This window comes from Pseudomonas sp. WS 5079 (assembly GCF_012985465.1).
GTDB lineage: Bacteria > Pseudomonadota > Gammaproteobacteria > Pseudomonadales > Pseudomonadaceae > Aquipseudomonas.
On the sequence record NZ_JAAQWN010000001.1, the window covers coordinates 459,187 to 485,689 of the forward strand.

Annotated in this window: 23 protein-coding genes; 12 read left to right on the forward strand and 11 right to left on the reverse strand. The window is 61.7% G+C overall.

Annotation, left to right across the window (positions count from 1 at the left end):
* The first annotated feature begins 1 nt into the window (after nucleotide 1).
* Nucleotides 2-943 (forward strand): carbohydrate kinase, encoded by a 942-nt coding sequence (locus tag HBO05_RS01975; protein ID WP_172311464.1) that lies wholly within the window; start codon nucleotides 2-4, stop codon nucleotides 941-943.
* Between the two features lie 140 nt (nucleotides 944-1,083).
* Nucleotides 1,084-3,738 carry an autotransporter outer membrane beta-barrel domain-containing protein gene (locus HBO05_RS01980; protein WP_172311466.1) on the forward strand — a complete coding sequence of 885 codons (2,655 nt, stop codon included), beginning with the start codon at nucleotides 1,084-1,086 and terminating at the stop codon, nucleotides 3,736-3,738.
* 4 nt (nucleotides 3,739-3,742) lie between these two features.
* Here the strand turns inward: HBO05_RS01980 and aqpZ are convergent, their stop codons facing one another.
* Entirely contained in the window at nucleotides 3,743-4,429 is a 687-nt protein-coding gene (gene aqpZ, locus HBO05_RS01985; protein WP_172311468.1) for an aquaporin Z, read from the reverse strand.
* A 134-nt stretch (nucleotides 4,430-4,563) separates the two neighbouring features.
* Here aqpZ and HBO05_RS01990 point away from each other — a divergent pair, with 134 nt between their 5' ends.
* Nucleotides 4,564-4,944 carry a hypothetical protein gene (locus HBO05_RS01990; RefSeq protein ID WP_172311470.1) on the forward strand — a complete coding sequence of 127 codons (381 nt, stop codon included), beginning with the start codon at nucleotides 4,564-4,566 and terminating at the stop codon, nucleotides 4,942-4,944.
* Here HBO05_RS01990 and HBO05_RS01995 read toward each other — a convergent pair whose 3' ends face one another.
* Nucleotides 4,945-5,202: a DUF1652 domain-containing protein gene (locus HBO05_RS01995; protein WP_169951832.1), complete on the reverse strand. Its 258-nt coding sequence runs from the start codon at nucleotides 5,200-5,202 to the stop codon at nucleotides 4,945-4,947. It abuts the gene before it with no gap.
* Nucleotides 5,203-5,449: 247 nt separating this feature from the next.
* On the opposite strand from HBO05_RS01995, the gene eco reads away from it, so the two are divergent.
* Nucleotides 5,450-5,932 (forward strand): serine protease inhibitor ecotin, encoded by a 483-nt coding sequence (gene eco / locus HBO05_RS02000; RefSeq protein WP_172311472.1) that lies wholly within the window; start codon nucleotides 5,450-5,452, stop codon nucleotides 5,930-5,932.
* A gap of 157 nt (nucleotides 5,933-6,089) precedes the next feature.
* Here eco and ilvA read toward each other — a convergent pair whose 3' ends face one another.
* Nucleotides 6,090-7,136 (reverse strand): threonine ammonia-lyase, biosynthetic, encoded by a 1,047-nt coding sequence (gene ilvA / locus HBO05_RS02005; protein ID WP_169951836.1) that lies wholly within the window; start codon nucleotides 7,134-7,136, stop codon nucleotides 6,090-6,092.
* A 250-nt stretch (nucleotides 7,137-7,386) separates the two neighbouring features.
* On the opposite strand from ilvA, the gene HBO05_RS02010 reads away from it, so the two are divergent.
* A complete protein-coding gene (locus tag HBO05_RS02010; RefSeq protein WP_169951839.1) occupies nucleotides 7,387-7,587 on the forward strand; it encodes a ParD-like family protein in 201 nt (66 codons plus the stop codon).
* Nucleotides 7,587-8,342, forward strand: coding sequence for a type I methionyl aminopeptidase (gene map, locus HBO05_RS02015; RefSeq protein ID WP_172311474.1), 756 nt, complete (start codon nucleotides 7,587-7,589; stop codon nucleotides 8,340-8,342). Before HBO05_RS02010 ends, map begins: the two co-directional genes overlap by 1 nt.
* 33 nt (nucleotides 8,343-8,375) lie before the next feature.
* Here the strand turns inward: map and HBO05_RS02020 are convergent, their stop codons facing one another.
* Both HBO05_RS02020 and HBO05_RS02025 read right to left on the reverse strand, forming a co-directional pair.
* Nucleotides 8,376-9,317: a magnesium transporter CorA family protein gene (locus tag HBO05_RS02020; protein ID WP_169951979.1), complete on the reverse strand. Its 942-nt coding sequence runs from the start codon at nucleotides 9,315-9,317 to the stop codon at nucleotides 8,376-8,378.
* Nucleotides 9,311-10,897: a RimK family protein gene (locus HBO05_RS02025; RefSeq protein WP_178123665.1), complete on the reverse strand. Its 1,587-nt coding sequence runs from the start codon at nucleotides 10,895-10,897 to the stop codon at nucleotides 9,311-9,313. Before HBO05_RS02025 ends, HBO05_RS02020 begins: the two co-directional genes overlap by 7 nt.
* Nucleotides 10,898-10,989: 92 nt before the next feature.
* Here HBO05_RS02025 and HBO05_RS02030 point away from each other — a divergent pair, with 92 nt between their 5' ends.
* Nucleotides 10,990-12,081 (forward strand): GNAT family N-acetyltransferase/peptidase C39 family protein, encoded by a 1,092-nt coding sequence (locus HBO05_RS02030; RefSeq protein WP_172311476.1) that lies wholly within the window; start codon nucleotides 10,990-10,992, stop codon nucleotides 12,079-12,081.
* On the opposite strand, the gene sfnG is transcribed toward HBO05_RS02030, so the two are convergent.
* Nucleotides 12,070-13,179 (reverse strand): dimethylsulfone monooxygenase SfnG, encoded by a 1,110-nt coding sequence (sfnG, locus tag HBO05_RS02035; protein ID WP_172311478.1) that lies wholly within the window; start codon nucleotides 13,177-13,179, stop codon nucleotides 12,070-12,072. The genes HBO05_RS02030 and sfnG overlap by 12 nt on opposite strands.
* A gap of 273 nt (nucleotides 13,180-13,452) precedes the next feature.
* Between sfnG and HBO05_RS02040 the strand changes: the two genes are divergently transcribed.
* Nucleotides 13,453-14,232: a TSUP family transporter gene (locus HBO05_RS02040; protein WP_029291538.1), complete on the forward strand. Its 780-nt coding sequence runs from the start codon at nucleotides 13,453-13,455 to the stop codon at nucleotides 14,230-14,232.
* Here the strand turns inward: HBO05_RS02040 and nudC are convergent.
* From nudC to HBO05_RS02060, 4 genes are all read right to left on the reverse strand, one after another.
* Nucleotides 14,200-15,033, reverse strand: coding sequence for an NAD(+) diphosphatase (gene nudC / locus HBO05_RS02045; RefSeq protein ID WP_172311480.1), 834 nt, complete (start codon nucleotides 15,031-15,033; stop codon nucleotides 14,200-14,202). The two genes, HBO05_RS02040 and nudC, sit on opposite strands and share 33 nt — an antisense overlap.
* Before the next feature lie 6 nt (nucleotides 15,034-15,039).
* The gene (locus HBO05_RS02050) at nucleotides 15,040-15,852 is read right to left on the reverse strand and encodes a crotonase/enoyl-CoA hydratase family protein (protein WP_172311482.1); all 813 of its coding nucleotides are present in this window, start codon (nucleotides 15,850-15,852) and stop codon (nucleotides 15,040-15,042) included.
* A gap of 255 nt (nucleotides 15,853-16,107) precedes the next feature.
* A complete protein-coding gene (locus HBO05_RS02055) occupies nucleotides 16,108-17,403 on the reverse strand; it encodes an ATP-binding protein (protein ID WP_169951851.1) in 1,296 nt (431 codons plus the stop codon).
* A 4-nt stretch (nucleotides 17,404-17,407) separates the two neighbouring features.
* Nucleotides 17,408-18,109, reverse strand: coding sequence for a response regulator transcription factor (locus tag HBO05_RS02060; RefSeq protein ID WP_170057286.1), 702 nt, complete (start codon nucleotides 18,107-18,109; stop codon nucleotides 17,408-17,410).
* A 198-nt stretch (nucleotides 18,110-18,307) separates the two neighbouring features.
* On the opposite strand from HBO05_RS02060, the gene HBO05_RS02065 reads away from it, so the two are divergent.
* The 4 genes from HBO05_RS02065 to HBO05_RS02080 all read left to right on the forward strand — a co-directional run bounded on the left by HBO05_RS02065 (nucleotide 18,308) and on the right by HBO05_RS02080 (nucleotide 23,945).
* Nucleotides 18,308-19,465 carry an efflux RND transporter periplasmic adaptor subunit gene (locus tag HBO05_RS02065; RefSeq protein WP_169951855.1) on the forward strand — a complete coding sequence of 386 codons (1,158 nt, stop codon included), beginning with the start codon at nucleotides 18,308-18,310 and terminating at the stop codon, nucleotides 19,463-19,465.
* Nucleotides 19,466-19,483: 18 nt separating this feature from the next.
* On the forward strand, nucleotides 19,484-22,576 hold the full coding sequence (locus tag HBO05_RS02070) for an efflux RND transporter permease subunit (protein ID WP_172311484.1): 3,093 nt from the start codon (nucleotides 19,484-19,486) through the stop codon (nucleotides 22,574-22,576).
* An 82-nt stretch (nucleotides 22,577-22,658) separates the two neighbouring features.
* Nucleotides 22,659-23,300, forward strand: coding sequence for a DUF1345 domain-containing protein (locus HBO05_RS02075; RefSeq protein WP_170041349.1), 642 nt, complete (start codon nucleotides 22,659-22,661; stop codon nucleotides 23,298-23,300).
* A 183-nt stretch (nucleotides 23,301-23,483) separates the two neighbouring features.
* Nucleotides 23,484-23,945, forward strand: a complete 462-nt coding sequence (locus HBO05_RS02080; RefSeq protein ID WP_172311486.1) for a hypothetical protein — start codon at nucleotides 23,484-23,486, stop codon at nucleotides 23,943-23,945.
* A gap of 63 nt (nucleotides 23,946-24,008) precedes the next feature.
* Here HBO05_RS02080 and HBO05_RS02085 read toward each other — a convergent pair whose 3' ends face one another.
* Nucleotides 24,009-26,273, reverse strand: coding sequence for an autotransporter outer membrane beta-barrel domain-containing protein (locus HBO05_RS02085; RefSeq protein WP_172311488.1), 2,265 nt, complete (start codon nucleotides 26,271-26,273; stop codon nucleotides 24,009-24,011).
* Nucleotides 26,274-26,503: the final 230 nt, after the last annotated feature.

Below are 26,503 nucleotides of genomic sequence, written 5' to 3' on the forward strand. Positions count from 1 at the left end.
TATGTATCTGGTGTGTGGCGAAGCGCTGTTTGATTTTTTCAGCCAGGAGGATCCCAGCGGGCAGGCCTCCAAAGTCAATTTCAAGGCGCTTGCGGGTGGTTCGCCGTTCAACGTGGCGGTGGGGCTGCGCCGTTTGGGGATCGAGGCCGGGCTGTTCGCCGGGTTGTCCAGCGACTACCTGGGCCAGCGCCTGCGCCAGGTGCTCGAGGATGAAGGGGTATGCGACGAGTACCTGTTGGAGTTTGCCGCGCCGACCACCCTGGCGATGGTCGCCGTGGGTGCCAACGGCTCGCCGCAGTACAGCTTTCGGGGCGAAGGCTGTGCCGACCGGCAGTTGCAGATCGAGCATTTGCCCGCCCTCGATGCGCAGGTACGCGGCCTGCATTTTGGTTCGTTTTCGTTGGTGGTGCAGCCGGTCGCCGATAGCCTGCTGGCCCTGGCCCGCCGGGAAAGCGGCAAGCGCCTGATCAGTCTCGACCCGAATGTACGCCTGAATCCCGAGCCGGATATCGAGGTATGGCGCCAGCGCGTGGCCGAGTGGGTGCAGCATGCCGACCTGATCAAGGTCAGCGATGAAGACCTGCACCTGCTCTACCCAGGCCAGGCCCCCGAAAGCGTGCTGCAAGGCTGGTTGCAGCAGCGCTGCCAACTGGTGTTCCTGACCCGTGGCGGCGATGGCGCGAGCGTGTTCAGCCGCCAGCATGGCAGTTGGTCGGCACCGGCCGTCAAAGTGGTGATGGTCGATACCGTGGGCGCTGGCGATACCTTCCAGGCGGCCTTGATCGCCTGGCTTACCGAGCAGCAGTTGGATTCGGTTGAGGGGGTGCAGGGGCTGGCCCGGGAACAGATCGACAGCATGCTCAAGTTCGCCATTCGCGCCGCCGCGCTGACCTGTGGCAAGACCGGGCCAGACCTGCCCTATCGCCAGCAATTAAACGCTTAGATACAGGCATAACTGCACAGTGCCATCACTGCAGGCCACGGATTTCGTGGCTTTCAGCCTTGCCTTAAACATTGCGATTCATCCCAGGCTGTACTAGACCCTAGTTACGTATATTTTTCCTACATGGGCAGGGATGATCGATGAGCAATGAACGGACTTTTTTCAAGCCAGCCGTTTTTGTAGTCGGCATTCTTTCACTCCAGACTCCTGCCCAGGCCGCATGCGTCCTCACCCCAGGCAGTGGCGACGACAGCTATACCTGCGACAGCGGCACCTCGGCAGGCGGCCTGACCGACGTATCCGGCAACAACAGCCTGACGCTGCCCACGGGGGGCTCCGGCACCGTCAATGGCAATGTGCTGTTCGGGCCGGGCGTCGATGGGGTCCAGATGAACTCCGGCAGCATCGTCGGCTCGGTGACCCAGGGCGACGGCGCCGATCGCTTCCAGATCAACGCCGGGACCGTCACCGGGGCAGTCTCCCAGGGCAACGGCATCGATGACTTTGTGATGGGCGGCGGGCAGATCCAGTCCCTGGCCCAGGGCGATGGGCGCGACACCTTCACCATGACCGGCGGCACCATCGTCGGCGCCTTTGAAGACGGCGATGTGGCCAGCCAGAGCGCCGGGACCATCGGCCGGGTGGACATGAAGCTGGACAACAACATCTATGACCTGTCCGGTGGCGCAATCCTCGGCAACCTGGTGACTGGCTTTGGCACCGACCGGATCAGCGTGTCCGGCGGCACCATTGGCGGCAACATCAGTGTCAGTGGCGGCAACGACACCCTTCTCGTCAGCGGCGGCGTGATCAACGGCGAGATCCGCGCCAGCCTCGGCAACGACACCTTCGAGTGGCGTTCGGGCGGCGTGATCAAGTCTGCGGTGCTGATGGGCGACGGTGACGACACGGCATTGCTGGCCAACCTCAACGAAACCCTGCTTGGCAGCACCCCCTCGATTGACGGTGGCCTGGGCAATGATCGCTTGGCCTTCGACAACACCACCTCAGGCAATGCTGGCCGCTATATCGGCTGGGAAACCTTCGACCTCAACAATGGCTCGCGCCTGGACCTGACGCAGGATCTGTTCCTGGGGGACAACACCAGCGGCACCGGGGTGTTGTCCATCGATAACAGCAGTGTGCTGGCGGTGACCCAAGGCAGTATCCGGCCCTACACCGCAGGCCAGTTGGCCACCCTGAACAATGCCGGGACCATCGACTTGGCCAGCGCCAGCAACAGCGCCACGGATTCGTTGACGGTGCACGGCAACTATGTCGGTAACAACGGCCAGTTGTGGCTGCAAACGGTGTTGGGCGACGAGACCTCGGCCACCGACAAGCTGGTGGTGTCCCAGGGCACGATCAGCGGTAACACCCAGTTGGCCGTGAGCAACCTGGGTGGCCTGGGTGGGTTGACCCGCAACAATGGGATTGAAGTGGTGCAGGCGCTCAATGGCGCGACCAGCAGCAGCGACGCGTTTGCCCTCAAAGGCGCGGTGTCGGCCGGGGCCTACGAGTACTTCCTGTTCAAGGGCGGCGTGACGGCCGGTTCGGAGAACAGTTGGTATCTACGCTCTTCCGTGGTGGCCGTGCAGCCACCCGCCGTGCCCACGCCGCCGGTGCTGCCGCCGGTGATCGTGCCAGAACCCCCTATCCCGGCCGTGCCTCCGGTGGTCGGCCCCGACGAGCCTTTGGTCGAACCCCCTACCGCGCAGCCCGTGGCTCCCGTCGAGCCTGCGCCGCCACCACCGACCCAGGTCCCGGCCGAGGTCTCGCCAACCCCTGCCGACTCCACGCCGCCCCTGCCCACCGCCGTGGCCGGCGCCGAGCCGATCCCGCTGTATCGCGTCGAGGTGCCGGTGTACTCGGTGGTGGTTCCGGCGGCCCAGCGCATGACCCTGCAGGCGCTTGGCACGTTCCATGACCGCCAGGGCGAGCAAAGCCTGTTGGGCGAGACCGGCACCGCCCCGGCTGGCTGGGGCCGGGCCTATGGCAGTGATTTCAAGCAGAGTTGGTCCGGCACGGTGTCGCCGAGTTTCGACGGTTCCGTCAAGGGTTATCAGGTGGGCCATGATCTCTATGCCTGGGCCACCGATGGCGGGCAACTCCAGCGCCTGGGGCTGTTTATCGGGCAGAGCCGCCTGCAGGGTGACGTCAAAGGCTTTGCCCTGGGTTTTGAAGACCAGCGTTCCGGGCAAGTCAAACTCACCGGCGACAACGTCGGTGCTTACTGGACGTTGACCGATCCCAAGGGCTGGTACGTGGACCTGGTGGCCATGGGCACGCGCCTGGACGGTGACAGCAAATCCGAGCGCGGGATAAAGATGGATACCAAAGGCCATGCGCTGGCCCTGTCTGCGGAGGCGGGCTACCCGTTCGCCGTTTCCGCGAACTGGGTGGTGGAGCCACAGGCCCAGGTGATCCACCAACAGATTGACCTCGATCGCCAGAATGACGGGATCTCCAGTGTGTCCTTCGACTCCCAGGATTACTGGACCGGGCGCGTGGGTGCCCGCTTGAAAGGTCGCTACCTGCTGCAAGACACCCCCGTTGAACCCTACCTGCGGGTCAACGCCTGGCGCACGTTCGGTGGCAGCGATACGGTGACTTACGATGACATTGATCGGATCAAGACTGACCACAAGTCAGCCTATGCCGATCTGGGCGTCGGCGTGGTCGCCAAACTGTCCGCCAGCGTCAGCGTGTACGTGGCCGCCGACTACAGCACCCAACTGGACACCAACACCCTGGAGGGCGTGAGCGGCAACGCCGGCATCCGCATGAGCTGGTAGCGGCTCACGGCCGCTCCCGCACGGCCCTGGCCACCATGGCCCCAAGGATGCCCCCGGCCAGGGGCACCAGCCAGAACAGCCAGAGTTGCTTCAGGTAATCGGCGCCGGCAAACAGTGCCGGGCCGGTGCTGCGGGCCGGGTTGACCGAGGTGTTGGTCACGGGGATCGACACCAGGTGAATCAGGGTCAGCGTCAAGCCGATGGCTATCGGCGCAAACCCGGGCGCGGCCCCGGGCGCTGTCATCCGCATGACGATAAACACCAGGAAGAAGGTGCCCACGCTTTCCACCACCACCGCGGCCAGCAGGCTGTACTGCCCCGGGCTCAAGGCGCCATAGCCATTGGCGGCGAACTCGCCGATTTCAAACCCCGGCCGGCCACTGGCGACCAGCGCGAGGATCGCCGCCGCAACCGTCGCCCCGGCGACCTGGGCAATGATGTAGGGCAACACATCCATTGCCGGTAGACGCCCTGCGACCCACAAGCCAACTGTGATCGCCGGGTTGAAATGCGCACCACTGATACTGCCTACCGCGTAGGACATGGTCAGCACACTCAGGCCAAACGCCAGCGCTACCCCCGCAAACCCGATGCCCAGGCCGGGAAACGCGGCCGACAGGATGGCGCTGCCACAGCCGCCGAACGTCAACCAGAAGGTGCCGAGAAACTCTGCTGCGATTTTTTGTTGCACGCACTACCTCAGCCACTGCCGACAGATTTGGCGAAACACTAGCAGCGAGATGGGAACGTGCCGTATCGGATTTGTCTGAGGCTTGCCGCACAGCTTATTCTTGGGCCCTTCTGAAACGGCCGAAAGGACTCGCCATGCGCCTCAGCTTCCACTCACTCGCCACCTTCACTGCCGTGCTATGCCTGGCCCTGGCGATTACCTGGGGTGTGCGGCCCGACCTGCTGCTGTGGCTCTGGGGGGTGCAATACACCGATGCCAGCGGCCTGGTGGCGCGCCGCAATGCCATGCTGTTCCTAGCAATCGGCATCATGTTTTATCGCCTGCGTCATACCGCCCCGTCACCCACGCGCAGCGCGCTGGTGTCCGGCTTTATTGTCGGTTGCCTGGGGTTGGCCGCCCTGGGGATGGGCGAATGGCTCAATGGGCATGCAGGCCCGGGGATTCTGTTGGCCGTGGGCACGGAGCTGGTGCTGGGCCTGGAGTTTATCCAGGCCCGCAAGCCCAACGTGGGCTGATCAGTAGAGCCTGGCGCCGGCCCTGCGCGGGGCGGGTGCGTGGGCGTGGTGGAGGTCTCCACGCAGCGTCGTGATCAAGTTACAGATGGCACGACTGCTGTCGAGTTTATCGGCCTGGATGCCGGTGACAGTCATGTTGGTGCCATCGTCGTCGTAGATTCTGATGGTCAACGACGCATCCTGGGCCTTGATGCATTCACAACGCCTGGGCAGGAAGCTTCCTTCAATAAGGCCGCGTAGTTCCAATTCCGAAAGCATGGCTGAACCTCTCCTTTTTTTGAGACCGCCAATGAATTTTTATAGCTATCAATAGTCTGACCGCTGCCTTGCCAACCCTGGCAGGCACGTTCCATTGCAAAGCCTACTCCTTGTGTTTTTTGGCGTAGGATCCTTTCCTCATAAGCACCAGCAACCCTTATATAAGTTGCTGCTGGTTTGCACGGCCGGACGTTGGCGTGCAGCGTGGCAGTGACCGTTTCAGCGCCCCCCAAGATAAGGACGTCCCATGACTTCTTCTGCACTCAACATCCTTTGCGTACTGGCCATGAGCATGTTGGCCGCCCAGGCCCATGCCGCCAAGCTTGAAGATATCGCGCCCTACCCCAAGGCCGATGCCGGGCAGGTTCGCCAGGTCATCCACTTGCCCGCAAAGCCCCAGGAGCAGGACTTCAAGGTCGAAATCCTCGCCGGTAAAACCTTGCCTGTGGACTGCAACCAGCAGCGACTGGGTGGTGTACTGGAAGAGAAAAACCTCGAGGGTTGGGGTTATCCGTTCTACCGCCTGGAGAATGTCAGCGGCCCCATGAGCACCATGATGGCCTGCCCCGGCGGCAAGACCCGCGAGGACTTTGTACCGGTGGTCGGCGACGGTTTTGTGCTGCGCTACAACAGCAAGTTACCCATCGTTATATATGTTCCAAAAGATGTCGAAGTGCGTTACCGCATCTGGTCGGCATCGAGCACCGTCGAGAAGGCCAGCGTGCAGTAGCGCCTCACATCAGATGTAGGAGCGGGCTTGCTCGCGAAAGCAGTGGGTCAGTCAACATCAATGTTCGCTGGGCCGACGTCTTCGCGGCGATGCGGCGATCCGACAAGCCCGCTCCCACAATGGACGAGGTGTAGTTGCTGGCGCCATCGTAGCCTCGCTAACGCTCGACAACGCCTACATTCAGGCTGTGCTGTTGCGCCGCCACTCGCTCAGCCACGTGGCGCAGGCTATCGAAGTTGATGTTGGCCCCGGAGTTGATCGCCACCAGCGTCTGCCCCCGGGCCCCGGTGCGTGTCACATAGCGGCGGATCCCGGCAACCGCCAGGGCACCGGAGGGTTCGGTGATGGAGCGGGTGTCGTCGTAGATCAGCTTGATCGCGCTGCACAGTTCATCGTTGCTGACGGTGATCACTTCATCGACATGCTCGCGGCAGATTTCAAAGCCGTAGGCGCCGATCTGCGCCACTGCGGTGCCATCGGCAAAGCTGTCGACGCTGGGCAATATCACCCGCTCGCCTGCACGCAAGGCCGCCAGCAGGCAACTTGAGCCTTCAGGCTCCACGCCTATGACCCGCACTTGCGGGCGCAAATACTTGATGTAGGCCGCGATGCCGGCGATCAAGCCACCACCGCCCACGGGCACGAAGATCGCGTCCAGTGCACCTTGTTGCTGGCGCAGGATTTCCATGGCAACGGTGCCCTGCCCCGCGATCACGTCGGGATCATCGAACGGCGACACAAAGGTCGCGCCCGACTGTTCGGCCAACTGCAACGCGTGGGCCAGGGCGAACGGGAAACTGGCGCCGTGCAACACCGCGTCGGCGCCCCGCGAACGCACGCCAAGTACTTTCAATTCGGGTGTGGTGCTGGGCATCACAATCGTCGCCTTGATCCCCAGCTCGCGCGCCGCCAATGCCACGCCCTGGGCATGGTTGCCTGCCGAGGCGGTGATCACCCCGCAGGCTTTTTGCGCCTCGCCAAGCTGCACCAGCTTGTTGTAGGCGCCGCGAATCTTGAAGGAAAACGTCGGCTGCAGGTCTTCGCGCTTGAGCAGGATCTGATTGCCAAGCAACGCCGACAGCGCCGGGGCGGCCTGCAACGGCGTGCGTACCGCCAGGTCGTAGACCGGCGCGGCGAGGATTTTCTTCACGTAATGCTCAAGCAATCCATCGTCGGCGGTGGACTGCGGCAGCGGGCTACTCATGGGTGTCTCCTGGCGTTTGACAGAGCCCTGGAGACGGAAAAACAAAACCCGCCTCTAGGGCGGGTTTGGGTACAGCCGAACGCTATCCCGCCAAATGAGGAATGGCGGTAATAATGCTTGGCTGGGAACGATAGGTTTGTAATGTCATGCAACAAAACTAACCGCCGGTCCAGGGCAAGTCAACACCGGGGTTTACGAGCAATATACGAAACGTATACGCTTTGTATATAAACTCTACACAGTGAACCCCATGGGCATCGTCAAGATCACCGACCAACTGCATGAACAAATCCGACTGGCCAGCGCCACGATGGACCGCTCCATCAACGCCCAGGCAGAGTTCTGGATCAAGATCGGCCTGCTGGCCGAACTCAATCCGCACCTGGCCTACAACGACCTGATCAACAAACTGTTGCTCGACAAGCCCGACCTGATTCGGGGGCGCAGCTGATGATCAAGACCCCTGCACAGATTGCCGTGATGCGCGAAGCCGGGCGCCTGCTGGGCCAGGTGTTCACCCTGCTCGACAACCGGGTCGCGGCCGGCCAGACCACCCTGGAACTGGATGCAGCCGTCGAGGCATTTATCCGCCAGGACCTGCAAGCCCGCCCCGCCAGCCTGGGGCAGTACGACTACCCATTCAGCATCAACACCTCCATCAACGAGGTGGTGTGCCATGGCATGCCAAGTGCCAAGGACGTGTTGAAGGATGGCGATATCGTCAATATCGACATCACCCTGGAAAAAGGCGGCTTTATCGCCGACTCCAGCAAGATGTACATGATCGGTACCGTCGCGCCCAAGGCCCGGCGCCTGGTGGAGCAGACCTTAGAGGCGATGTGGGCCGGTATCCGCCAGGTCAAGCCCGGTGCCCGCCTGGGGGATATCGGCCATGCGATCCAGAGCCACGCCCAGGCCAATGGCTACAGCGTGGTGCGCGAGTATTGCGGGCACGGGATTGGCCGGGAAATGCATGAAGAGCCGCAAATCCTGCACTTCGGCCGCCCAGGCACCGGCCTGACCCTGCGCGAAGGCATGGTGTTCACCATCGAGCCGATGCTCAACCAGGGCAGCGCCAAGGTGCGCAGTCTCAAGGATGGCTGGACCGTGGTGACCCGTGACAACAGCCTGTCGGCCCAGTGGGAACATACGGTGGCCGTCACCGCAGAGGGTTTTGAAGTATTGACCCTGCAGGCCGGCGCCTAAGCCCGCCTGCACTGGCGCGAATGCGGGGCCCGGTCACCCCGCTTTGCCGCCGCCCTTGGCAATCCGCCGCAGCCCCAGCACCATCCCCGCCGCGCCCAACGCCATCGCCAGCAAAAACAGCGGGTACGCCACCCACCACGGCGTCCCCGCCGTCATCATGCTGAACTCGGACATGCCGCCAATGCTGGCAATCAGGTTCAGCGGCAGGAACACCACGTTGATCAGCGTCAGCTTGCGCAGCAGGTTGTTCATGCTGTTGTTCATCAGGTTGCCCCGGGCATCGATCAGCCCGGAGAACACGTTGGAGTAGATCTCCGCCTGCTTGTAGCACTGGTTGTTCTCGATGATCAGGTCGTCGATCAGGCCCAGGGTCTGCGCGCTGAAGTGTTCTTTTTCGCCGTGGTTGCGCAAGCGCGTCAAGACCGCGCCATTACTGTGCAGCGCGTTGATGTAATAGATCAGGCTCTCGCTGAGGCTGAACATCTGCATCAGGTGGCGATTGCTCATGGAGGCGTTGAACTGCTGCTGCAACTCGCGGGCGACCAGCTTGATCACCTTGAGGTGGCCCAGGTAGTGGTGGATGTTGTTCAGCAGCAGGTCCAGCAACACGTCCAGCGGTGTATGCAGCGGTCGGCGCGCGCCGAGGCCCGACAACTGGCTGTCGTCGGTAGCAATCACCAGCAGGCGGTCGGGGGAAAACAGCAAGCCACAGGACGACACTTCAAACACCAGGTTGCTGCCCCCGGAGTAGTTTTGCGGGCGCTTCCAGATCAGAAACAGGTTGTCTGGGTGGAATTCGATGCGCGACACCTCGTCCGGGTCCAGTGCCGACGCCAGCGCGTGCTCATCGACTTTATAGCGCTCGCGCAGCAATTCACGCTCATCGCTGTCGGGGTTGTTGAACAGCAGGATCTCGGCATTGTCGCGCTCGGTGCGGCGCAGCGCACCCTCGTTGAGCTCAAAGCAGATCACCAGACCTGGCCCTGGCGTTTGAGCTCCAGGCGGCGCACGAACTCTTCCAGCACCAGGGAGTACAGGTCGTCCTGCAAGTAGGCGTCTTCGATCCCGGCGTCCATGTTCGGGTTGTCGTTGACCTCGATCACCACCACTTTGTCGCCGGACTGCTTCAAGTCCACGCCGTACAAGCCATCGCCGATCAGGTTGGCGGTCTTGACTGCCAGTTCCACGACGGCCTTGGGGGCCTCGTGCACCGCCAGGGTCCGGCATTCGCCGTTGATATCCTGGCCGATGGCCTTGTGGTTGTAGATCTGCCAGTGGCCCTTGGACATGAAATATTGGCAGGCAAAGATCGGCTTGCGGTTGAGTACGCCAATGCGCCAGTCGTACTCGGTATAGAAAAACTCCTGGGCCAGTAGCAGCACCGAGTGTTCGAACAGCTCGGCCGTGGCGGCCAGCAACGCCTCCTGGCTTTCCACTTTGATCACCCCCCGGGAGAAACAACCGTCGGGGATTTTCAGCACCAGGGGGAAGCCCAGGCGCTCGCCGACCCGTTCGAAATCTTGCGGTCGCTCCTTGTACAGAATCTCGGTGGCGGGCATGCCCAATTGATGGCTCTTGAGCATATCCGTGAGGTAGACCTTATTGGTACAGCGCAGGATCGACGCCGGGTCATCCATTACCACCAGCCCTTCACTCTCGGCTTTCTTGGCGAAGCGGTAGGTATGGTTGTCGACACTGGTCGTCTCGCGAATCAACAAGGCGTCGTATTCGGCCAGCCGCGCGTAGTCCTTGCGTTCGATCAACTCCACATCGATCCCCAGGCCCTTGCCCACCCGCACGAAATTTTCCAGGGCCTTGGCATTGGACGGCGGCAATTGCTCCTGGGGATCATGCAGGATCGCCAGGTCATAACGGGCCAGCCGCCGCGAACGGGGTTGGCGCCAGATCCGGCGACTGAAGTTGTCCAGGGCATGGGCGAATTGATCTTCCTGATCATCGCGCAACTTATGTAAGACTCCAGACTTGATACCTTCGATATGCCAGCCGTTATGTTTACGAAACTCAACTAACAGAATCGGGCACGGGAAAGCCTCAAATAACTGCCGGGCCAAATCCTGCAACGGTTCAATATTGGTTCGGCCAAAATAAAGTGTCAGGGTAAAACCTTCGGTATTGCTGTAAAGGTGGTGACTCAATGCTTTATCGAGGGTTTTATCCAGGTCATCCAGGGCCAGGCCATACAAGGATTTCTTTGTCAGCTCGCTGATGGTGCGCACCGACGGGATCACCTTGTGCCCCCGCGCCTCGGCCAGCAGCGAGCAGTAGTAACCATGCCCCAGGTACTTGTAGCTGCGGCACAGGTTGATCACCTGGACCCGTTTGCCTGCCTCGTTTTCCCGGGAGTGTTCGAGGTATTCCTGGGCGGTGACTATATCTTCGCTAGGGAAGTACGAGGCCCAGTCTTCCTTGCGTTCAACAATAATCACGACTTGGCTTGGGCTCTTGGGCGGGGTGGAAAAATATCCGCTGGAAGTTATTGTCGCCGCGACGGTTTGCTCGGATACTTCTCGCCAATGACTTTGTACCGCTGACATATTGATTGATCCGCTAGAGAACTTGACCTTTTCTATTAAGCACGATCTTTCACAGAAGTCTCGTTTAGTTACGCAACTTTTACGGCGGTTATATGACTCTTTCCTTTCGCGTTGCAACCCTCGAAGACTTGCCAGCATTGGTAATGTTGGAGCAGCACTGTTTCACCACTGACCGGCTGTCTGCCCGCAGTTTCCAGTGGATGATCAGCCGTGCCCACGCGCAGTTGCTGGTGGCCGAAAATGCCGGGCAATTGGTCGGTTATGCCCTGGTGCTGTTCCATCGCGGCACCTCGTTGGCGCGCCTGTACTCCCTGGCCATTGCCGCGCCGGCCCGGGGCATGGGCCTGGGCCGGCAGTTGCTGGCGCGCATCGAAGCCTGCGCCGTGGCCCACGACTGTGCGTACCTGCGCCTTGAGGTACGCACCGATAACCCAGGCGCCATCGCGTTGTATGAGCGCGCTGGCTACCGGCGTTTTGCCCTGATCAACGACTATTACGCCGACCATACCGACGCCCTGCGCCTGGAAAAACGTATCCTCCAGCCCGCGCACGCCCGCGCCTTGAGTGTCCCTTACTACCAGCAGACCACTGACTTTACCTGCGGCGCCGCCTGTTTGCTGATGGCCATGGGCGCCCTGTTACCTGGGCGTGAGGCGCTGCGCCGCGAAGAACTGCAGATCTGGCGCGAAGCAACCACCGTGTTCATGACCGCCGGCCACGGCGGTTGCAGCCCCCAGGGCCTGGCCCTGGCCGCGTGGCGCCGGGGGTTTGCTGTACGCATGCAGGTCAACGTGCGTGGGCCGCTGTTTCTCGATGGCGTGCGCAACCTGCATAAAAAAGAGGTGATGCGCCTGGTGCATGAGGGATTCGCGGATGAGTTGGCCCGCAGCAATGTGCAGCAGGTATTTGGCGGTGCGCTGGACCTGCCGCAGGTCCTGGACGGCGGCGGCCAGCCGCTGGTGCTGATCAGCAGTTACCGGCTGACGCGCTCCAAGTCACCGCATTGGGTGATCGTGACCGACTGCGATCAAGAGTTTGTCTACCTGCATGATCCCGACGTGGACCATAGCCAGCACCGCCAGCCCATGGACTGCCAGCACCTGCCGGTCAGCCATGGGGAGTTCGAGCGGATGTGCCGCTTTGGCAACAACCAACTGCGTGCGGCAGTGGTGCTATACCGGTAACGCCGCCCTGGCGCTGCCGGCCGCCGCGGCCTTGGCTTCCAGCTCGCGCACCAGGGGCAGCACGCGCTGGCCAAAATACGCCACCTCCTCCTGAAAATGCAGGAAGCCCGCCAGCACCAGGTCCACCCCCACCGCCTTGAGCGCGACGATGCGCTCGGCGATCTGCCGGGGCGTGCCGATCAGGTTGGTCTTGAAACCGTCGTTGTACTGCACCAGGTCAGCGAAGCTGGACTTGGCCCAGTTGCCCTCACCTTCGGGCGACGCCTTGCCTGCTTGCCTGGCTGCATCACCAAAGGCGTTGACCGCGTCCGGGTCGGCCTTGTCGATGATTTCGGCCAACACCGCCTGGGCCTCTTCTTCGGTGTCACGGGCGATCACAAATGCGTTGACCCCGATCTTGACCGAATGGTTATTGGCGGCGGCCTTGGCCCGGATGTCATCGACCTGGGCCTTGATCCCCTGCGGCGTATTGCCGTTGGTGAAATACCAGTCCGACACCCGCGCCGCCATATCCCGTGCCGCACGGGAGCTGCCACCCTGGAAAATCTCCGGGTGCGGTTGCCCCAGGGGCTTGGGCTTGAGGGTGTAATTGTTGAAGCGGTAGAAATCGCCCTTGAAGGTAAAGTCATCCTTGGTCCAGATGCCCTTCAGGGCGCGGATGAATTCTTCGGAGCGCCGATAGCGCTCGTCATGCTCCAGCCAGTGCTCGCCAATGGCCTGGAACTCGCCCTTGAACCAGCCGCTGACGATGTTCACCGCCACCCGGCCATCGGTCAGTTGATCGATGGTGGCCAGCTGCTTGGCCGCCAACGCCGGCTGCCAGGGGCCCGGCAGGATCGCCGCGATCACCTTCAGTGTGCGGGTGGCGGCTAGCAGCGCGTGGCTGAAGGCCACGGATTCATGCTGGTATTCGGCACCGTAGCCGGCGGTGAAGCGGATTTGCGTCAAGGCGTACTCAAACCCTGCCTCCTCGGCCAGTTGGGCCAGTTTGCGGTTGTAGTCGATGCCCCAGTCGGTACGTTGTTCGACCTTGCTGACCACCAGGCCACCACTGACATTGGGCACCCAATAGGCAAATTTCACGGCTTGCTGAGTCATGGCTCGGTACCTCGCACACAAAGATTGTGCAAGTGGTGGAGCAGCAAGCGTGCCAGTGTGGGCCAAGCCACGTGGCACGGGCGTTTGGCCCCTGCGAGCCTGGGCCGGGCAATGTTGCCTTGGTGGATGGTTTGTTGGATCACTGTTGCTGGCACAACACCTACCGCACCTGCGCGGGTGTGTCGCAACAGTCGCCCTGACAATCGGTTATAGGTAAGCTATCGGACTTTCGCGCAGCCCCTTTCTGCGCCTCGCCGAAAATAAGTCGCCTCCATGCCTTTTGAACTCAGCGTTGACCTCACCACCCTGGCCATCCTCGCCGTGGTTGCCTTTATTGCCGGTTTTATCGACGCCATTGCCGGCGGTGGCGGCTTGCTCACCACCCCGGCCCTGCTCACCGCCGGCATGCCGCCCCACCTGGTGCTGGGCACCAACAAACTGAGTTCGACCTTCGGCTCGGCCACCGCCAGCTTTACCTTCTACCGGCGCAAGCTGTTCCACCCGCGCCAATGGGTGCATGCCATCGTCGGCACGCTGGTCGGCGCGCTGGTTGGGGCCGTCGTTGCCCATTACTTGCCCGCCGAGTGGCTGAACAAGATGCTGCCGGTGATCGTCTTTGCCTGCGGCATCTACCTGTTGTTTGGCGGCACGCCCAAGGCGCCGCTGGACGCCGATGCGCCGATCAAGAAGAAATGGCAGTCGACCCAAGGCTTCGGCCTGGGTTTCTATGATGGTGTGGCGGGCCCCGGCACCGGGGCGTTCTGGACCGTCAGCACGCTGCTGATGTACCCGGTGGACCTGGTCAAGGCCAGCGGCGTGGCGCGCAGCATGAACTTCGTCAGCAACGCGGCGGCGTTGTCGGTGTTTATCTTCAACGGTTCGGTGGACTGGATTGTCGGCCTGAGCATGGGCCTGTCGGTGATGGTGGGCGCGTTCTTTGGCGCTCGCAGTGCCATCAGCGGCGGCGCCAAATTCATTCGCCCGGTGTTTATCACCGTGGTCCTCGGCCTGACCGTGCGCCTAGCCTGGCAGCACTGGTTCAGCGTGGCCTAGACGGCGCGCCACATACAGGTCGATGAGGTAGCGGGCAATCGAGCGCGAGGCCGGCAGCGGCGGCAACTGGTGGATGTTGAACCACTGCGCATCTTCAATCTCATCGGCCTGGGGCACGATCTCGCCCCCGGCGTACTCGGCGTGAAAGCCCAGCATCATGGAATGGGGGAACGGCCAGCACTGACTGCCCACGTACTGGATGTTCTGCACTTCAACCTGCACTTCCTCGCGCACTTCGCGGATCAGGCAGTCTTCGGCAGACTCCCCGGGCTCGGCAAACCCGGCCAGGGTGCTGTAGACCCCAGTGACGAAACGCGGCGAACGGGCCAGCAGAATCTCATCGCCACGGGTGATCAGCACAATCATGCTCGGTGAAATACGCGGGTAACTGCGCAGGTCGCACGCCTTGCAGAACATCGCGCGCTCGCGGGGCACCTGCATCATCGCCTGCCCGCAACTGCCGCAAAAGCGGTGCTCGCGGGCCCAGGTGCCGATTTGCGCGGCATAGCCTAGGACTTTGTACAGGCGGTGATCGCCTTGCAGCATAAAGGCCCGCAAGCCTTGCCAACGGCAACCTGGCACGTCGCCGGGGCTGTTCAGCTCCAGCAGATACACAGGCTCGCCGTCCAGATGGCCAATGCCATGCTCGGCCAACACCGGCAGGTCCTGGCGCTTGAGCCACTCCCTGGGAAACAGCGGCCCGTTGTCATCCACCAAAAAGCCTTCGCGGCTGCGGGCCACAGCCCAGCCACCGGGGGCGTCGTTGTCCAGCAGCGTTGTGGTAATCCAGCCTGGGGTCATGTTCAGTCAATCCACGAATTCGGGTTTCTGTTTACTCATATGGGCCGCAATGGCCACGCGCAGGTCGTTGGATTGCAACATAGCAGCGTTCCAGGTGGCAACGTATTCCAGGCCGTCGTTGATGCTGTGGTCACGCATGTAGCTGATCATGGCCTTGGTGCCGGTCACGGCAATCGGCGATTTGGCGGCGATTTGCGCGGCAAGGTCCATCACCCCGGCCAGCAGGCTTGCGTGGTCGGCAAAGGTCCGGTTGACCAGGCCGATGCTGCGCGCTTCTTCGGCGCCAAAGGTGCGCCCGGTGTAGGCCAGTTCGCGCAGCATGCCGTCGCCGATGATGCGTGGCAGGCGTTGCAGGGTGCCGACGTCGGCGGCCATGCCGATGTCGATTTCCTTGATCGAGAATTGCGCATCGTCAGCGGCGTAACGCATGTCGCAGGCGCTGATCAGGTCGATGGCGCCGCCGATGCAGTAGCCCTGGATCGCCGCCAGCACCGGCTTGCGGCAGTTATCCACGGCGTTGAACGAGGCTTGCAGTTGCAGGATCTTGCGCCGCAGCAGGCGCGCATTGCGCCCCACGTCCTTGCCAAACTCATTGGCCACCGAGGCCAGCATCATCAGGTCGATGCCCGAGGAAAAATGCTTGCCGGCGCCGCTCAACACCACTGCGCGCACCGCGTCGGTGTCGTCGACCCATTGGAAAATCTCGATGATTTCGCTCCAGAACGCCGCGTTCATGGCGTTGATTTTTTCTGGGCGATTGATCTGCACATGGGCGACGTTGCCGTGGAGTTCGACGACAAAGGCTTGGTATTCGGACATGGCAGTGATCCTTGGCTGGCGGCTGATAAGGGCCGAACTATAGCAAGGGTGCGTCAGGGGCGGTAAGGCTGCGCATATGCCAAAAGCAGGACTGCAGAAAAACACCCATGAATGTGGCAGCGGGCTTGTGTGGGAGCGGGCTTGCTCGCGAAAGCAGTGGGTCAGTCAACATCAATGTTCGCTGGGCCGACGTCTTCGCGGCGATGCGGCGATCCGACAAGCCCGCTCCCACACAGGCCCGCTCTAGACAAACAGTCAGGTAGGCAGCCACAGGCGCAGGCGTGCGCCACCCAGTGGCGAGGCCTGGGCGGTGAGTGTGCCACCCTGTGCTTCGACGGCCCGGCGGCTGATCGCCAGGCCCAGGCCGAAGCCACCGGTGGCGCGGTCGCGGCTGCGGTCCAGGCGGTAGAACGGTTCGAAAATCCGCGCACGCTGCTCTTCGGGGATGCCGATGCCGTCGTCATCCACCCAGATTTCGCAGCCCTTGGCGCAGACCTTGACGCCAATCTGGATGCGTCGCTCGCAATAGCGCATGGCATTGCGCAGCAGGTTTTGCAGGGCGCGGGCGGTGAGGCGTGGGTCGAGGGTAAAACGCTCCACGGCGCAGTCCAGCACCACATCAATCACAATCTCGGGGTTCTCCAGTTCGTCGTCGATGCTGCCCAGGATGCTGTCGATAAACTCATCCAGCACCACTTCCACCCGCTCGGGCAGTTGTGCCGGGTTTTGCAGGCGGCTGTAGGACAGCAGTTCCAGCACCAACTCATCCAGCTCGCGGATGTGCGCCACCAGGCCTTGCAGGCGTTCGCGGCTGGCGGCCGGTTGGTCTTCGGACAGCGCCAGGGCCAGGCCGAAGTCCAGGCGGGTCAGCGGGGTACGCAGCTCGTGGGACACGGCGTTGAGCAAGTCACGCTGCTGGTTGAGCAGGTGTTCGATGTCATTGGCCATGGTGTCGAACACCGCCGCCAGGCTGCCGATGTTGGAGCTGGGCGGAATGTGCGTGCGTTCTTCCAGATGACCACGGCCCAGTTGCGCGGCTGTGGCCTTGAGGCGTTCCAGGTCGCGCCAGTGCGGGCGCAGCCACAGCAACAGGCCCCCCAGCAGCGCCGCGCCGATCAGTACGTTCATGGTCCAGTACAGCAGGTTCATGTCCAGCGGGTCGGGCGGGATGGTCAGCTTGACCGCCAATTGGTCATTGAGCGGCGAGCTGATTTCTTCCATCCAGCCCCACTCCCCCAGGCGGATGACCGGTTTGCCCTGCTCCAGCAACCGCTCCTCGGCCGGCGTATAGCGGGCATCCTGGCGATGCAGCAATTGCACCTTCAAGGGCGCAAAGTCCCGGGCCAACTGGTCGGTGACCTCGGACCAGCGCTCCACCGGCCGGCTGTGGTACTGACGCACGATCAGGCTCTGCAAGCCCCGGGATTGCTCGAGGTTGTAGTTCATGTAGCGATGATGGAAGACCTCGATGATGCCCATGGGAATCAGGTAGATCGCCGCGCTGTAGGTCACGATGGTCAGCAGGTAGAGACGGATCAGGAGCCGGAACATGCTGTCAGCATTCCCACTCGGAACGGCTGAACAGGTAACCCTTGCCCCACACCGTCTTGATCTTGCGCGCCTCGCCGGCATGGTCGTCGAACTTGCGCCGCAGCTTGGAAATGGCCACATCCACCGAGCGGTCGGTGCCGTTGAACTCGATGCCCCGCAGGCGCTGCAGGATCTGGTCGCGGCTGAGCACTTCACCGGCATGCCGGGCCAGCACCACCAACAGGTTGTATTCACCGCTGGACAGCTCCACCGCCTGGTCGCGCCAGGTCACGGCGCGCTCCGACAGGTCGATGCACAGGTTGCCCATGATGATCTGGTCATTGGCCGCCTGTGGCTCGCTGAGGCTGCTGCGGCGCAACAGGGTGCGCACCCGGGCCAGCAGCACCCGTGGCTCGCAGGGCTTGGTCACGTAGTCATCGGCGCCCATCTCCAGGCCCAGCACCTGGTCATGGCTGTCATCGCGGGCGGTGAGCATCAGGATCGGCAGGCCGGCCGAGTCGGCGCGCAGCAGGCGGCAGACTTGCAGGCCATCCAGGCCCGGCAGCATCAGGTCGAGGATCACCAGGTCCGGCGGGTTGAGCCTGGCCCGCTCGCGTACGTGGTCGCCACGGCTGAGCACATTGACGTGGTAGCCATTGCGTTCAAGGTAACTGGCAATCAGCTCGGACAGCGCGGCGTCGTCTTCGACCAGGAGGATGTTGGGCATGGTGCTTCCAAATAATACAGTTTCACATTAGATCGTCATTGATCAGAAGAGCTTGTTAGGATCCACGGCCGTAAAGGATATACGCAGGCGCCTCGGCGTGCGCCGTACCTTACATTTCTTCACACACCACCTACACAGCTTCACAGCACCGAGCCGGGGGTGTCCGTAGGATGCGCCAGTCAATATTGGGATAAGAGCATGTCAAAGAATCTGTTTGCGCCGTTTTGCCTGCTGGCACTGACGTTGGCCCTGGGTGCCTGTGGCAACTCTGCGGACGACGCCCCGCAAATGCCCCTGGCCAAGGTACGGATCGAAACCCTCGAAGCCAAACCCCTGTCCATCAGCAGCGAGCTGAGCGGACGGATTGCCGCGCCACGCATTGCCGAAGTGCGCGCCCGGGTCGCAGGCGTGGTGTTGCAACGGGTGTTCAACGAAGGCCATGACGTCAAACAGGGCGACGTGCTGTTCCGTATTGACCCGGCGCCGTTCAAGGCCGACCTCGACAGTGCCCAGGCCAGCCTGCGCAAGGCCGAGGCCAATGCCTTCCAGGCGCGCCTGCAAGAGCAGCGCTATAGCCAACTAGTCGAAGGCAATGCCATCAGCGCCCAGGACTACGACAACGCCCGCGCCGCCGCCCGGCAAACCGCCGCTGAGGTCGCGGCCAACCAGGCAGCGGTGCAGCGTGCCAAGCTCAACCTCGGCTATGCCACCGTCACCGCACCGATCTCCGGGCGTATCGGCCGTGCGCTAGTGACCGAAGGCGCGCTGGTGGGCCAGAACGAAGCCACGCCCATGGCCGTGATCCAGCAGCTGGACCCGATCCACGCCGACCTCACCCAGTCCACCCGCGAGCTCAATGACCTGCGCCGCGCCTTCCGCGCCGGGCATTTGAAGCAAGTGGGCCAAAACCAGGCCAAGGCCACGCTGATTCAGGATGACGGCAGCCTCTACCCGCTGCCGGGCAAGTTGCTGTTCGCGGAAATTTCCGTAGACCCCGGCACCGGGCAGATCATCCTGCGCAGCGAATTCCCCAACCCGGACCTCGACCTGTTGCCCGGCAGCTTTATCCGTGTACGCCTGGAGCAGGCCGTCGACCAGCAAGGCCTGAGCGTGCCGCAGCGCGCAATCACCCGCGACAGCGCCGGTATCCCCATGGTGTTGCTGGTGGATGCCGAGCAGAACGTCAGCCAGCAACCGGTGGAATTGGGCGCAGCGGTCAATGATCGTTGGGTGGTCAACAGCGGCTTGAAGGCCGGGGACCGCATCATCGTCGAAGGCCTGCAACATGCGCGCCCCGGTGAAAAAGTCGAAGTGGATGCCAGCACCGCGCCTGTCGCCCAGGCAGCCGGCCAGTAATCATAGGGATCAGAGACAATGCCGCAGTTCTTTATTGACCGCCCGATCTTCGCCTGGGTGGTCGCCCTGTTTATCCTGCTGGCCGGCGCCCTCGCCATCCCGCAGTTGCCCGTGGCGCAGTACCCCAACGTCGCGCCACCGAAAGTGGAAATCTATGCGACGTACCCCGGTGCGTCGGCGCAGACCCTGGACGAAAGCGTGGTCAGCCTGATCGAGCAGGAGCTCAACGGGGCCGACCACCTGTTGTATTTCGAATCCCAGAGCAGCCTCGGCTCGGCCACCATCACCGCGACCTTCCAGCCGGGAACCAACCCGGAAATGGCCCAGGTCGATGTGCAGAACCGTCTCAAAGCCGTAGAGCCGCGCCTGCCGCAAGCGGTGACCCAGCAAGGCCTGCAGGTGGAGAAAGTGTCTGCCGGCTTCCTGCTATTGGTAACCCTGACCTCCAGTGACGGCAAGCTCGACGACGTGGCGCTCAGCGACTACCTGGCGCGCAACGTGATGAACGAGCTCAAGCGCCTGGACGGTGTGGGCAAGGCGCAACTGTATGGCGCCGAGCGGGCGATGCGGATCTGGATCGATCCGCAGAAACTCATTGGTTTCAACCTGACCCCGGCCGACGTCAACGCCGCGATTACCGCGCAGAACGCCCAGGTTTCGGCCGGCAGCATCGGTGATTTGCCAGGCACCAATACCCAGGAAATCACCGCGTCGATTCTGGTCAAGGGCCAGCTCTCCACCCCCGCCGAATTTGCCGACATTGTGCTCAAGGCCAACCCGGACGGTTCCACCGTGCGCATTGGTGATGTGGCGCGGGTCGAGGTCGGCAGCCAGGAGTACCAGTTCTCCACGCGTTTGAACGGCAAGCCTTCCACCGCCGTCAGCGTGCAGCTGTCGCCCGGCGCCAATGCCTTGAGCACCGCGACCCTGGTGCGGGCTAAGATGGATGAGCTGTCGCGCTACTTCCCGGCCAACGTCGAGTACAAGATCCCGTACGACACCTCGCCGTTCGTCAAGGTCTCGATCACCAAGGTGATCTACACCCTGCTGGAGGCGATGGCGCTGGTGTTTGCGGTGATGTTCCTGTTCCTGCAGAACATCCGCTACACCCTGATCCCGACGCTGGTGGTGCCGATTGCACTGATGGGCACCTTCGCCACCATGCTGTTGCTGGGTTTCTCGATCAACGTGCTGACCATGTTCGGCATGGTGCTGGCCATCGGCATCCTGGTGGACGATGCGATTGTGGTGGTGGAGAACGTCGAGCGGATCATGGTCACGGAGGGCCTGTCGCCCAAGGAAGCCACACGCAAGGCCATGGGCCAGATTACCGGGGCGATCATCGGCATTACCCTGGTGCTGGTGGCGGTGTTCCTGCCGATGGCCTTTATGCCGGGCTCGGTGGGGGTGATCTACCAGCAGTTCTCGCTGTCGATGGCCACCTCGATCCTGTTCTCGGCGTTTCTTGCCCTGTCCCTGACCCCGGCCTTGTGCGCCACCCTGCTCAAGCCAATTGCCAAGGGCGAGCACCATGCCAAGGGCGGGTTCTTTGGTTGGTTCAACCGGCGCTTTGAACAACTGACCGACCGCTACGAAGGCTGGGTTGCCTATGCCCTCAAGCGCAGCGGCCGCTACCTGCTGATCTACCTGGTCCTGCTGGTAGGCCTGGGCTTCCTGTTCAGCCGCCTGCCCGCCTCGTTCCTGCCAGTGGAAGATCAGGGCTACACCATCACCGATATTCAGTTGCCGCCAGGCGCGAGCAAGAACCGTACGGTGCTGGTGGCCGAGCAGATCGAGGCGCACAACGCCACCGAGCCGGGCGTCGGTGATACGACGATGATCATGGGCTTCAGCTTCTCCGGCTCCGGGCAGAACGCGGCGCTGGCGTTTACCACGCTCAAGGACTGGTCCGAGCGCAGCAGCGACGATTCGGCGGCCTCGATTGCCGATCGCGCCAACATGGCCTTTACCGAACTCAAGGATGCGATGGCCTATGCCGTGCTGCCGCCACCGGTGGATGGCCTGGGCACCTCCAGCGGCTTTGAGTTCCGTTTGCAGGACCGTGGCGGCGTGGGCCATGCCGCATTGATGGCGGCGCGTACCGAGCTGCTGGCGGCGGCGGAAAAAAGCCCGATCCTGGCCAATGTGCGCGAAAGCGCCCTGGCCGAGGCGCCGCAAGTGCAGTTGGCGGTGGACCGCAAGCGGGCCAACGCCCTGGGCGTGTCGTTTGCCGATGTGGGCAATATCCTGTCTTCGGCCGTTGGCTCGGCCTACATCAACGACTTCCCCAACCAGGGCCGCATGCAGCGCGTGGTGGTGCAGGCCGAAGGCGACCAGCGCAGCCAGGTCGAAGACCTGATGAAGATCCATGTGCGCAACAACGCCGGGAAGATGGTGCCGCTGTCGGCGTTTGTCCAAGCGCGCTGGGTCCAGGGCCCGGCGCAGTTGACCCGTTACAACGGTTACCCGGCCATCGCTATTTCGGGTGAAGCTTCACCGGGTCATAGCACCGGCGAGGCAATGGAAGAAATCCAGCGTCTGGTCAGCCAATTGCCAGCGGGCCTGGGCCAGGAATGGACCGGGTTGTCGTTGCAGGAGCGCTTGTCGGGTTCCCAGGCGCCGCTGCTGCTGATGCTGTCGCTGCTGGTGGTGTTCCTGTGCCTGGCAGCGCTGTATGAAAGCTGGTCGATCCCCACTTCGGTGCTGCTGGTGGTGCCACTGGGGGTATTGGGCGCGGTCATGGCGGTGTCACTGCGCGGCATGCCCAACGATGTGTTCTTCAAGGTCGGCCTGATCACGATCATCGGGCTGTCAGCGAAAAACGCGATCCTGATCATCGAGTTTGCCAAGGACTTGTATGACCAGGGCGAAGACTTGGTCGAGGCGACATTGAAGGCTGCTCGCTTGCGTCTGCGACCGATCATCATGACTTCGCTGGCGTTTATTCTGGGCGTGGTGCCGTTGGCCATTGCCACCGGCGCCAGTTCGGCGAGCCAGCAGGCGATTGGTACTGGGGTGATCGGCGGGATGATCACTGCGACGCTGGCGGTGGTGTTTGTGCCGGTGTTCTTTGTGGTCGTCATGAAACTGGTGCGCAAACGCAAAGATTGATACCCCCCCCTGTAGGGGCCGGCAAGCCGGCTCCTACGGGAATAGGCTATGGTGCTCACATGTCCTGTGTATGTGAGCCATCATGCCTTTTCTCGCCCGTACCCACCCTCGCCTGTCCGCTGCCGCCGTCCTGGGACTGGCAATCGGCATCCTGGCGCCCGTCGACTCAATCCTCAGCAAAATCCTGATCGGCTGGAACGTCGGGGTCTGGACCTACCTGGTGCTGATGCTGCGCCTGACCATCCGTGCCAAGGCCGAAGACGTCAAGCGCATCGCCGAGGTCGAGGATGAAAACGCCGGCCTGGTGTTATTTATGGTGTGCATTGCGGCGATTGCGAGCCTGGCCACCATTGCGGTTGGCCTGGCCGGCAGCAAGGGCCTGGACACGACCGAGCGCCTGCTGCATTACGGTTTTACCGGGGTGACGGTGATTGGTTCGTGGTTGCTGATCGGGGTGATTTTCAGCGTGCACTACGCCCGCCTCTATTACACCTGGGAGGGCAAGGAACCGGCGCTGCGCTTTGCCGAAGGGCTACTGACCCCCAACTACTGGGACTTCCTGTACTTCTCCTTCACCATCGGCGTTGCCGTGCAGACTTCGGATGTGGGGGTGGCTACCCGGGCCATGCGCAAAGTGGTGTTGGGGCAATCGTTGATCGGTTTTTTGTTCAATACGGCGATCTTGGGTTTTTCGATCAACATCGCGGCGGGGTTGTTCGGTTAGTCTAAGTGCCAAAGAGTATTAACAGCGGCGTGCTTAGATTGTCATTGGATCATTCATAAGTCGTTGTCTTCGTATACTGTTAGTTCTGACAGTTTACAGCGCAGGTGCGGTGCTATTTCATGACCAGACAGAGCCGTCAACATCTCTGTTACTCGCACAATCATCAGCGATGGAGAAGCGATCATGACCGAACAAGCGCAACAGTTGACCCCCGAGCAAAAAAAATTGCTTTACCCCAGGCTCCTTCTTGCAACTGGCACATTCGATGCGCGTATCGATAATATACCGCTCCACTTTCAGACCTTGAAACTGCTGCATGACCATGAAGCGGCCATCTACCGCCTTGACGCGCGACATGCTGATAACTCAACCATAGTGAAAAAAATCACGATTGGGCTGCCCGACACCGTTCGTCAGGGGCAGGTGTTAGAGCTGGATAAGTGGCAGATCAATAAAGTCAGTGTCTGGTATTCCATTGAGGGCCGTCCGAATCCTAACTCCATGCGGTGTTCCACAGGAACTTTGATCGTTAATCGCTTGCAAGCAGGCACTGTCAAGTTCGGCGGTGAACTGAACGGTACCACCGATCCGGATGAAAACGGCAACACACATACACTACACGTCAACTTTGATCTAACCAGTTGATCGCTTACGCAAGAAAAAAAACGCCCGTATCCTTCGATACGGGCGTTAATAAGCGTCCTGTTTTTACCAGCTGTAGCGCATACCTACGTTGGCGCCCCAAGGCTGCTCGACCCGGCCACCACTGCTGTGCTCAAGGTCAGCGTGCAGTTGCAGGTTCTGCGACAACTTCACCGCAACCCCTGCGCCGAACTCAGTGCGTGAGCCTGACAGGTCGTTGTTGAACACATTGTTGTTCACCTTGACCTTATTGTTGTTGGCAAACTCATGCACCATCGCTGCCCGCAGGTACGGCTGGACGACACTGCCACTGTCGAGCTGGATATCACGCCCAATCGTCGCGCCGGCCTTGGCCATGATCGAACGGGTGCGCTCGCCATCGGCGTGCAGGCCATTGTCCAGGTTGTAATTGGCACCCTGGATGACCACGGTGGACAATTGTGCATACGGTTCGACGAAGTAGCCGTCATCGAGCTTGATGTTGCGCCCGAACTCTGCCGACAGGCCGCCACCGGTGTTGGCGTACTTGCCCTTGGACTTGGTCCCGTCGCTCATGCCGACCTTGGACTCGTTGTTGAAGCGGTTGAGCTTGGCCACGGCGTCAAAGTACAGGCCACTTTCCTCATCCAGCCAGGTGGCATAGGCACCCACGTAGTAGCTTTTCACGGTGCCGGACGTACCGCGCTTGAGGTTCAGGTCCGAGGTACTGTGGCCGGCCATCACACCTACCAGCCACTGGCTGTCGGCCAACGGCATGTCGGCACCCAGGGTGAAGCCCTGCTGGTTCTGGTCATAGCCCACACCGGTGCTCTCGGCCACCTTGTACTTGTTGCCGTAACCGCGCATCCACACTCCCGCCTGACCAGGCTCGAAACGCAGTTCGCCCATGCGCGTACGCAATGAGGTCGCCTCGCCGTACCACACGGTCGGTGCGGTGTTGAACAGCGCCATCACCGAGCGGGTGGACGGGCTGATCACACGGTTTTCCGGGTCGAGGAACCAGTCGGTGCCGTCCTTTTTCAGGCCGTAGGAGTAGGCGCCCACGTCGACGAAATCATTGGCCAGGGAGAACTGCGCGTCCCCGCCTTCGGTGTGCACGATACGAATCGCTTCAGGGTTGAGCGGCTCCACGCCAGTGGCCTCAAGCAGCAGGCTGTGGTTGCCGTTGGCTTGGCCGTTGATATTCAGGAAGTCGGTGATACCCCGGGCAAAATCGGTGCCCATGACAAAGGTGCCGTTACCGTCGAGGCTGTCCAGGTCCAACTGATAGAACGCGTCGCTGTCGCCGAACTTCACCGTACCGCCGGCCAGGTTCAAGGCACCCACCTGGCTGTCGCCGGTCAATTCCCAGTAGGACTGGTCGCCGATGTTCAGGCTGCTGACATTGTGCAACTGGCCCGTCAGCCCGGCGTTGTTGTCGATGTTCAGGTGCGCGGTGCTGCCGTCCTCGACAATTATATTGCCGTTCAAGCGGCTGTTGTCGACGTTCATGCTCGCCTGGGCGCCGCCGTTGACTTCCAGCAACGTGCCATTGCCGCCGCTCAGGGTCGAACCATTGCGCACGTCGATTTCAACGTCCATCGGCTCGCCAGGCTCACCTTCGACAACAATGGCCGAGCCGCTGCGGCCTTCGACGCTGGAATTGTCCAGCACCAGCTTGCCGGCAGTGGTGCTGCCAAGGTTGTTGGTGAACAGCACGCCATTCTTGCCGCCGATGATGCTGCTCTGGCTGGCAGTCGCCGTTGCACCATCAAGCAACACGCCATAGCTGTCGGCGCCAGTGCCTTCGACCACGGTGTTCTGGTTGAAATGCAACTCGGCGTTGCCGTTGGCTATTGCGCCACCCTTTACACCGCGGATGATGCTGTTGAACACCTGGGCAATGCCGCCCGTTTGCGAGTTGAAGCTCTGGAACGCTTGCAGGCCGACAACGGTGTTGCTGTTGATGGAGCTGTCACGAATGATGGCTGTGCTGTCATCCAGGCGCACCGCGCCCCATGTCGAGTTGTTGGAATTGACCGTGGCACCGTTAAGGCTGACAGAGGAGCCCTGTGTCGCGCGGATATCCTCGATCAGGCTGCCGGAATTGACATTCAGCGTCGAATCGTTGGCCAGGATATGGCCCGCACGGGCGCCGTTCATGGTCAGCTCGGACTTTTGATCGAGCTGCCAGTGATTTGTCGGTTCATCGGCGCCAATGACCTTGGACTCGCCAATCAGATGGCCGGCTTGCACATTGGTTTGCACTGCCGCAAACAGCAGGACAGTCATGGCTGGGACTTTCATCATCTTGCTCAAGGGTTTGAGCTCGAAGTTAATGGGTGCTGACATCGGGTTCACTCTCTGGGGGTAGAGCCACTAAAAACGGCTTGGCTCGTTCCCCGCGGAATGAGGCCTCACCTGTACAGCGCAGAGGTTACGTAGTGAACATACCGACGACTGTAGGACTAATCTGAACAAGCAGTGTTAATCGGCAGCGCAGACGCATGGAAAGTGGCGCCCCCGGCAGACGGAACCGTCTAAACGCACCAATCCAAGGCTTGCAGACGCACAAAAGGGAA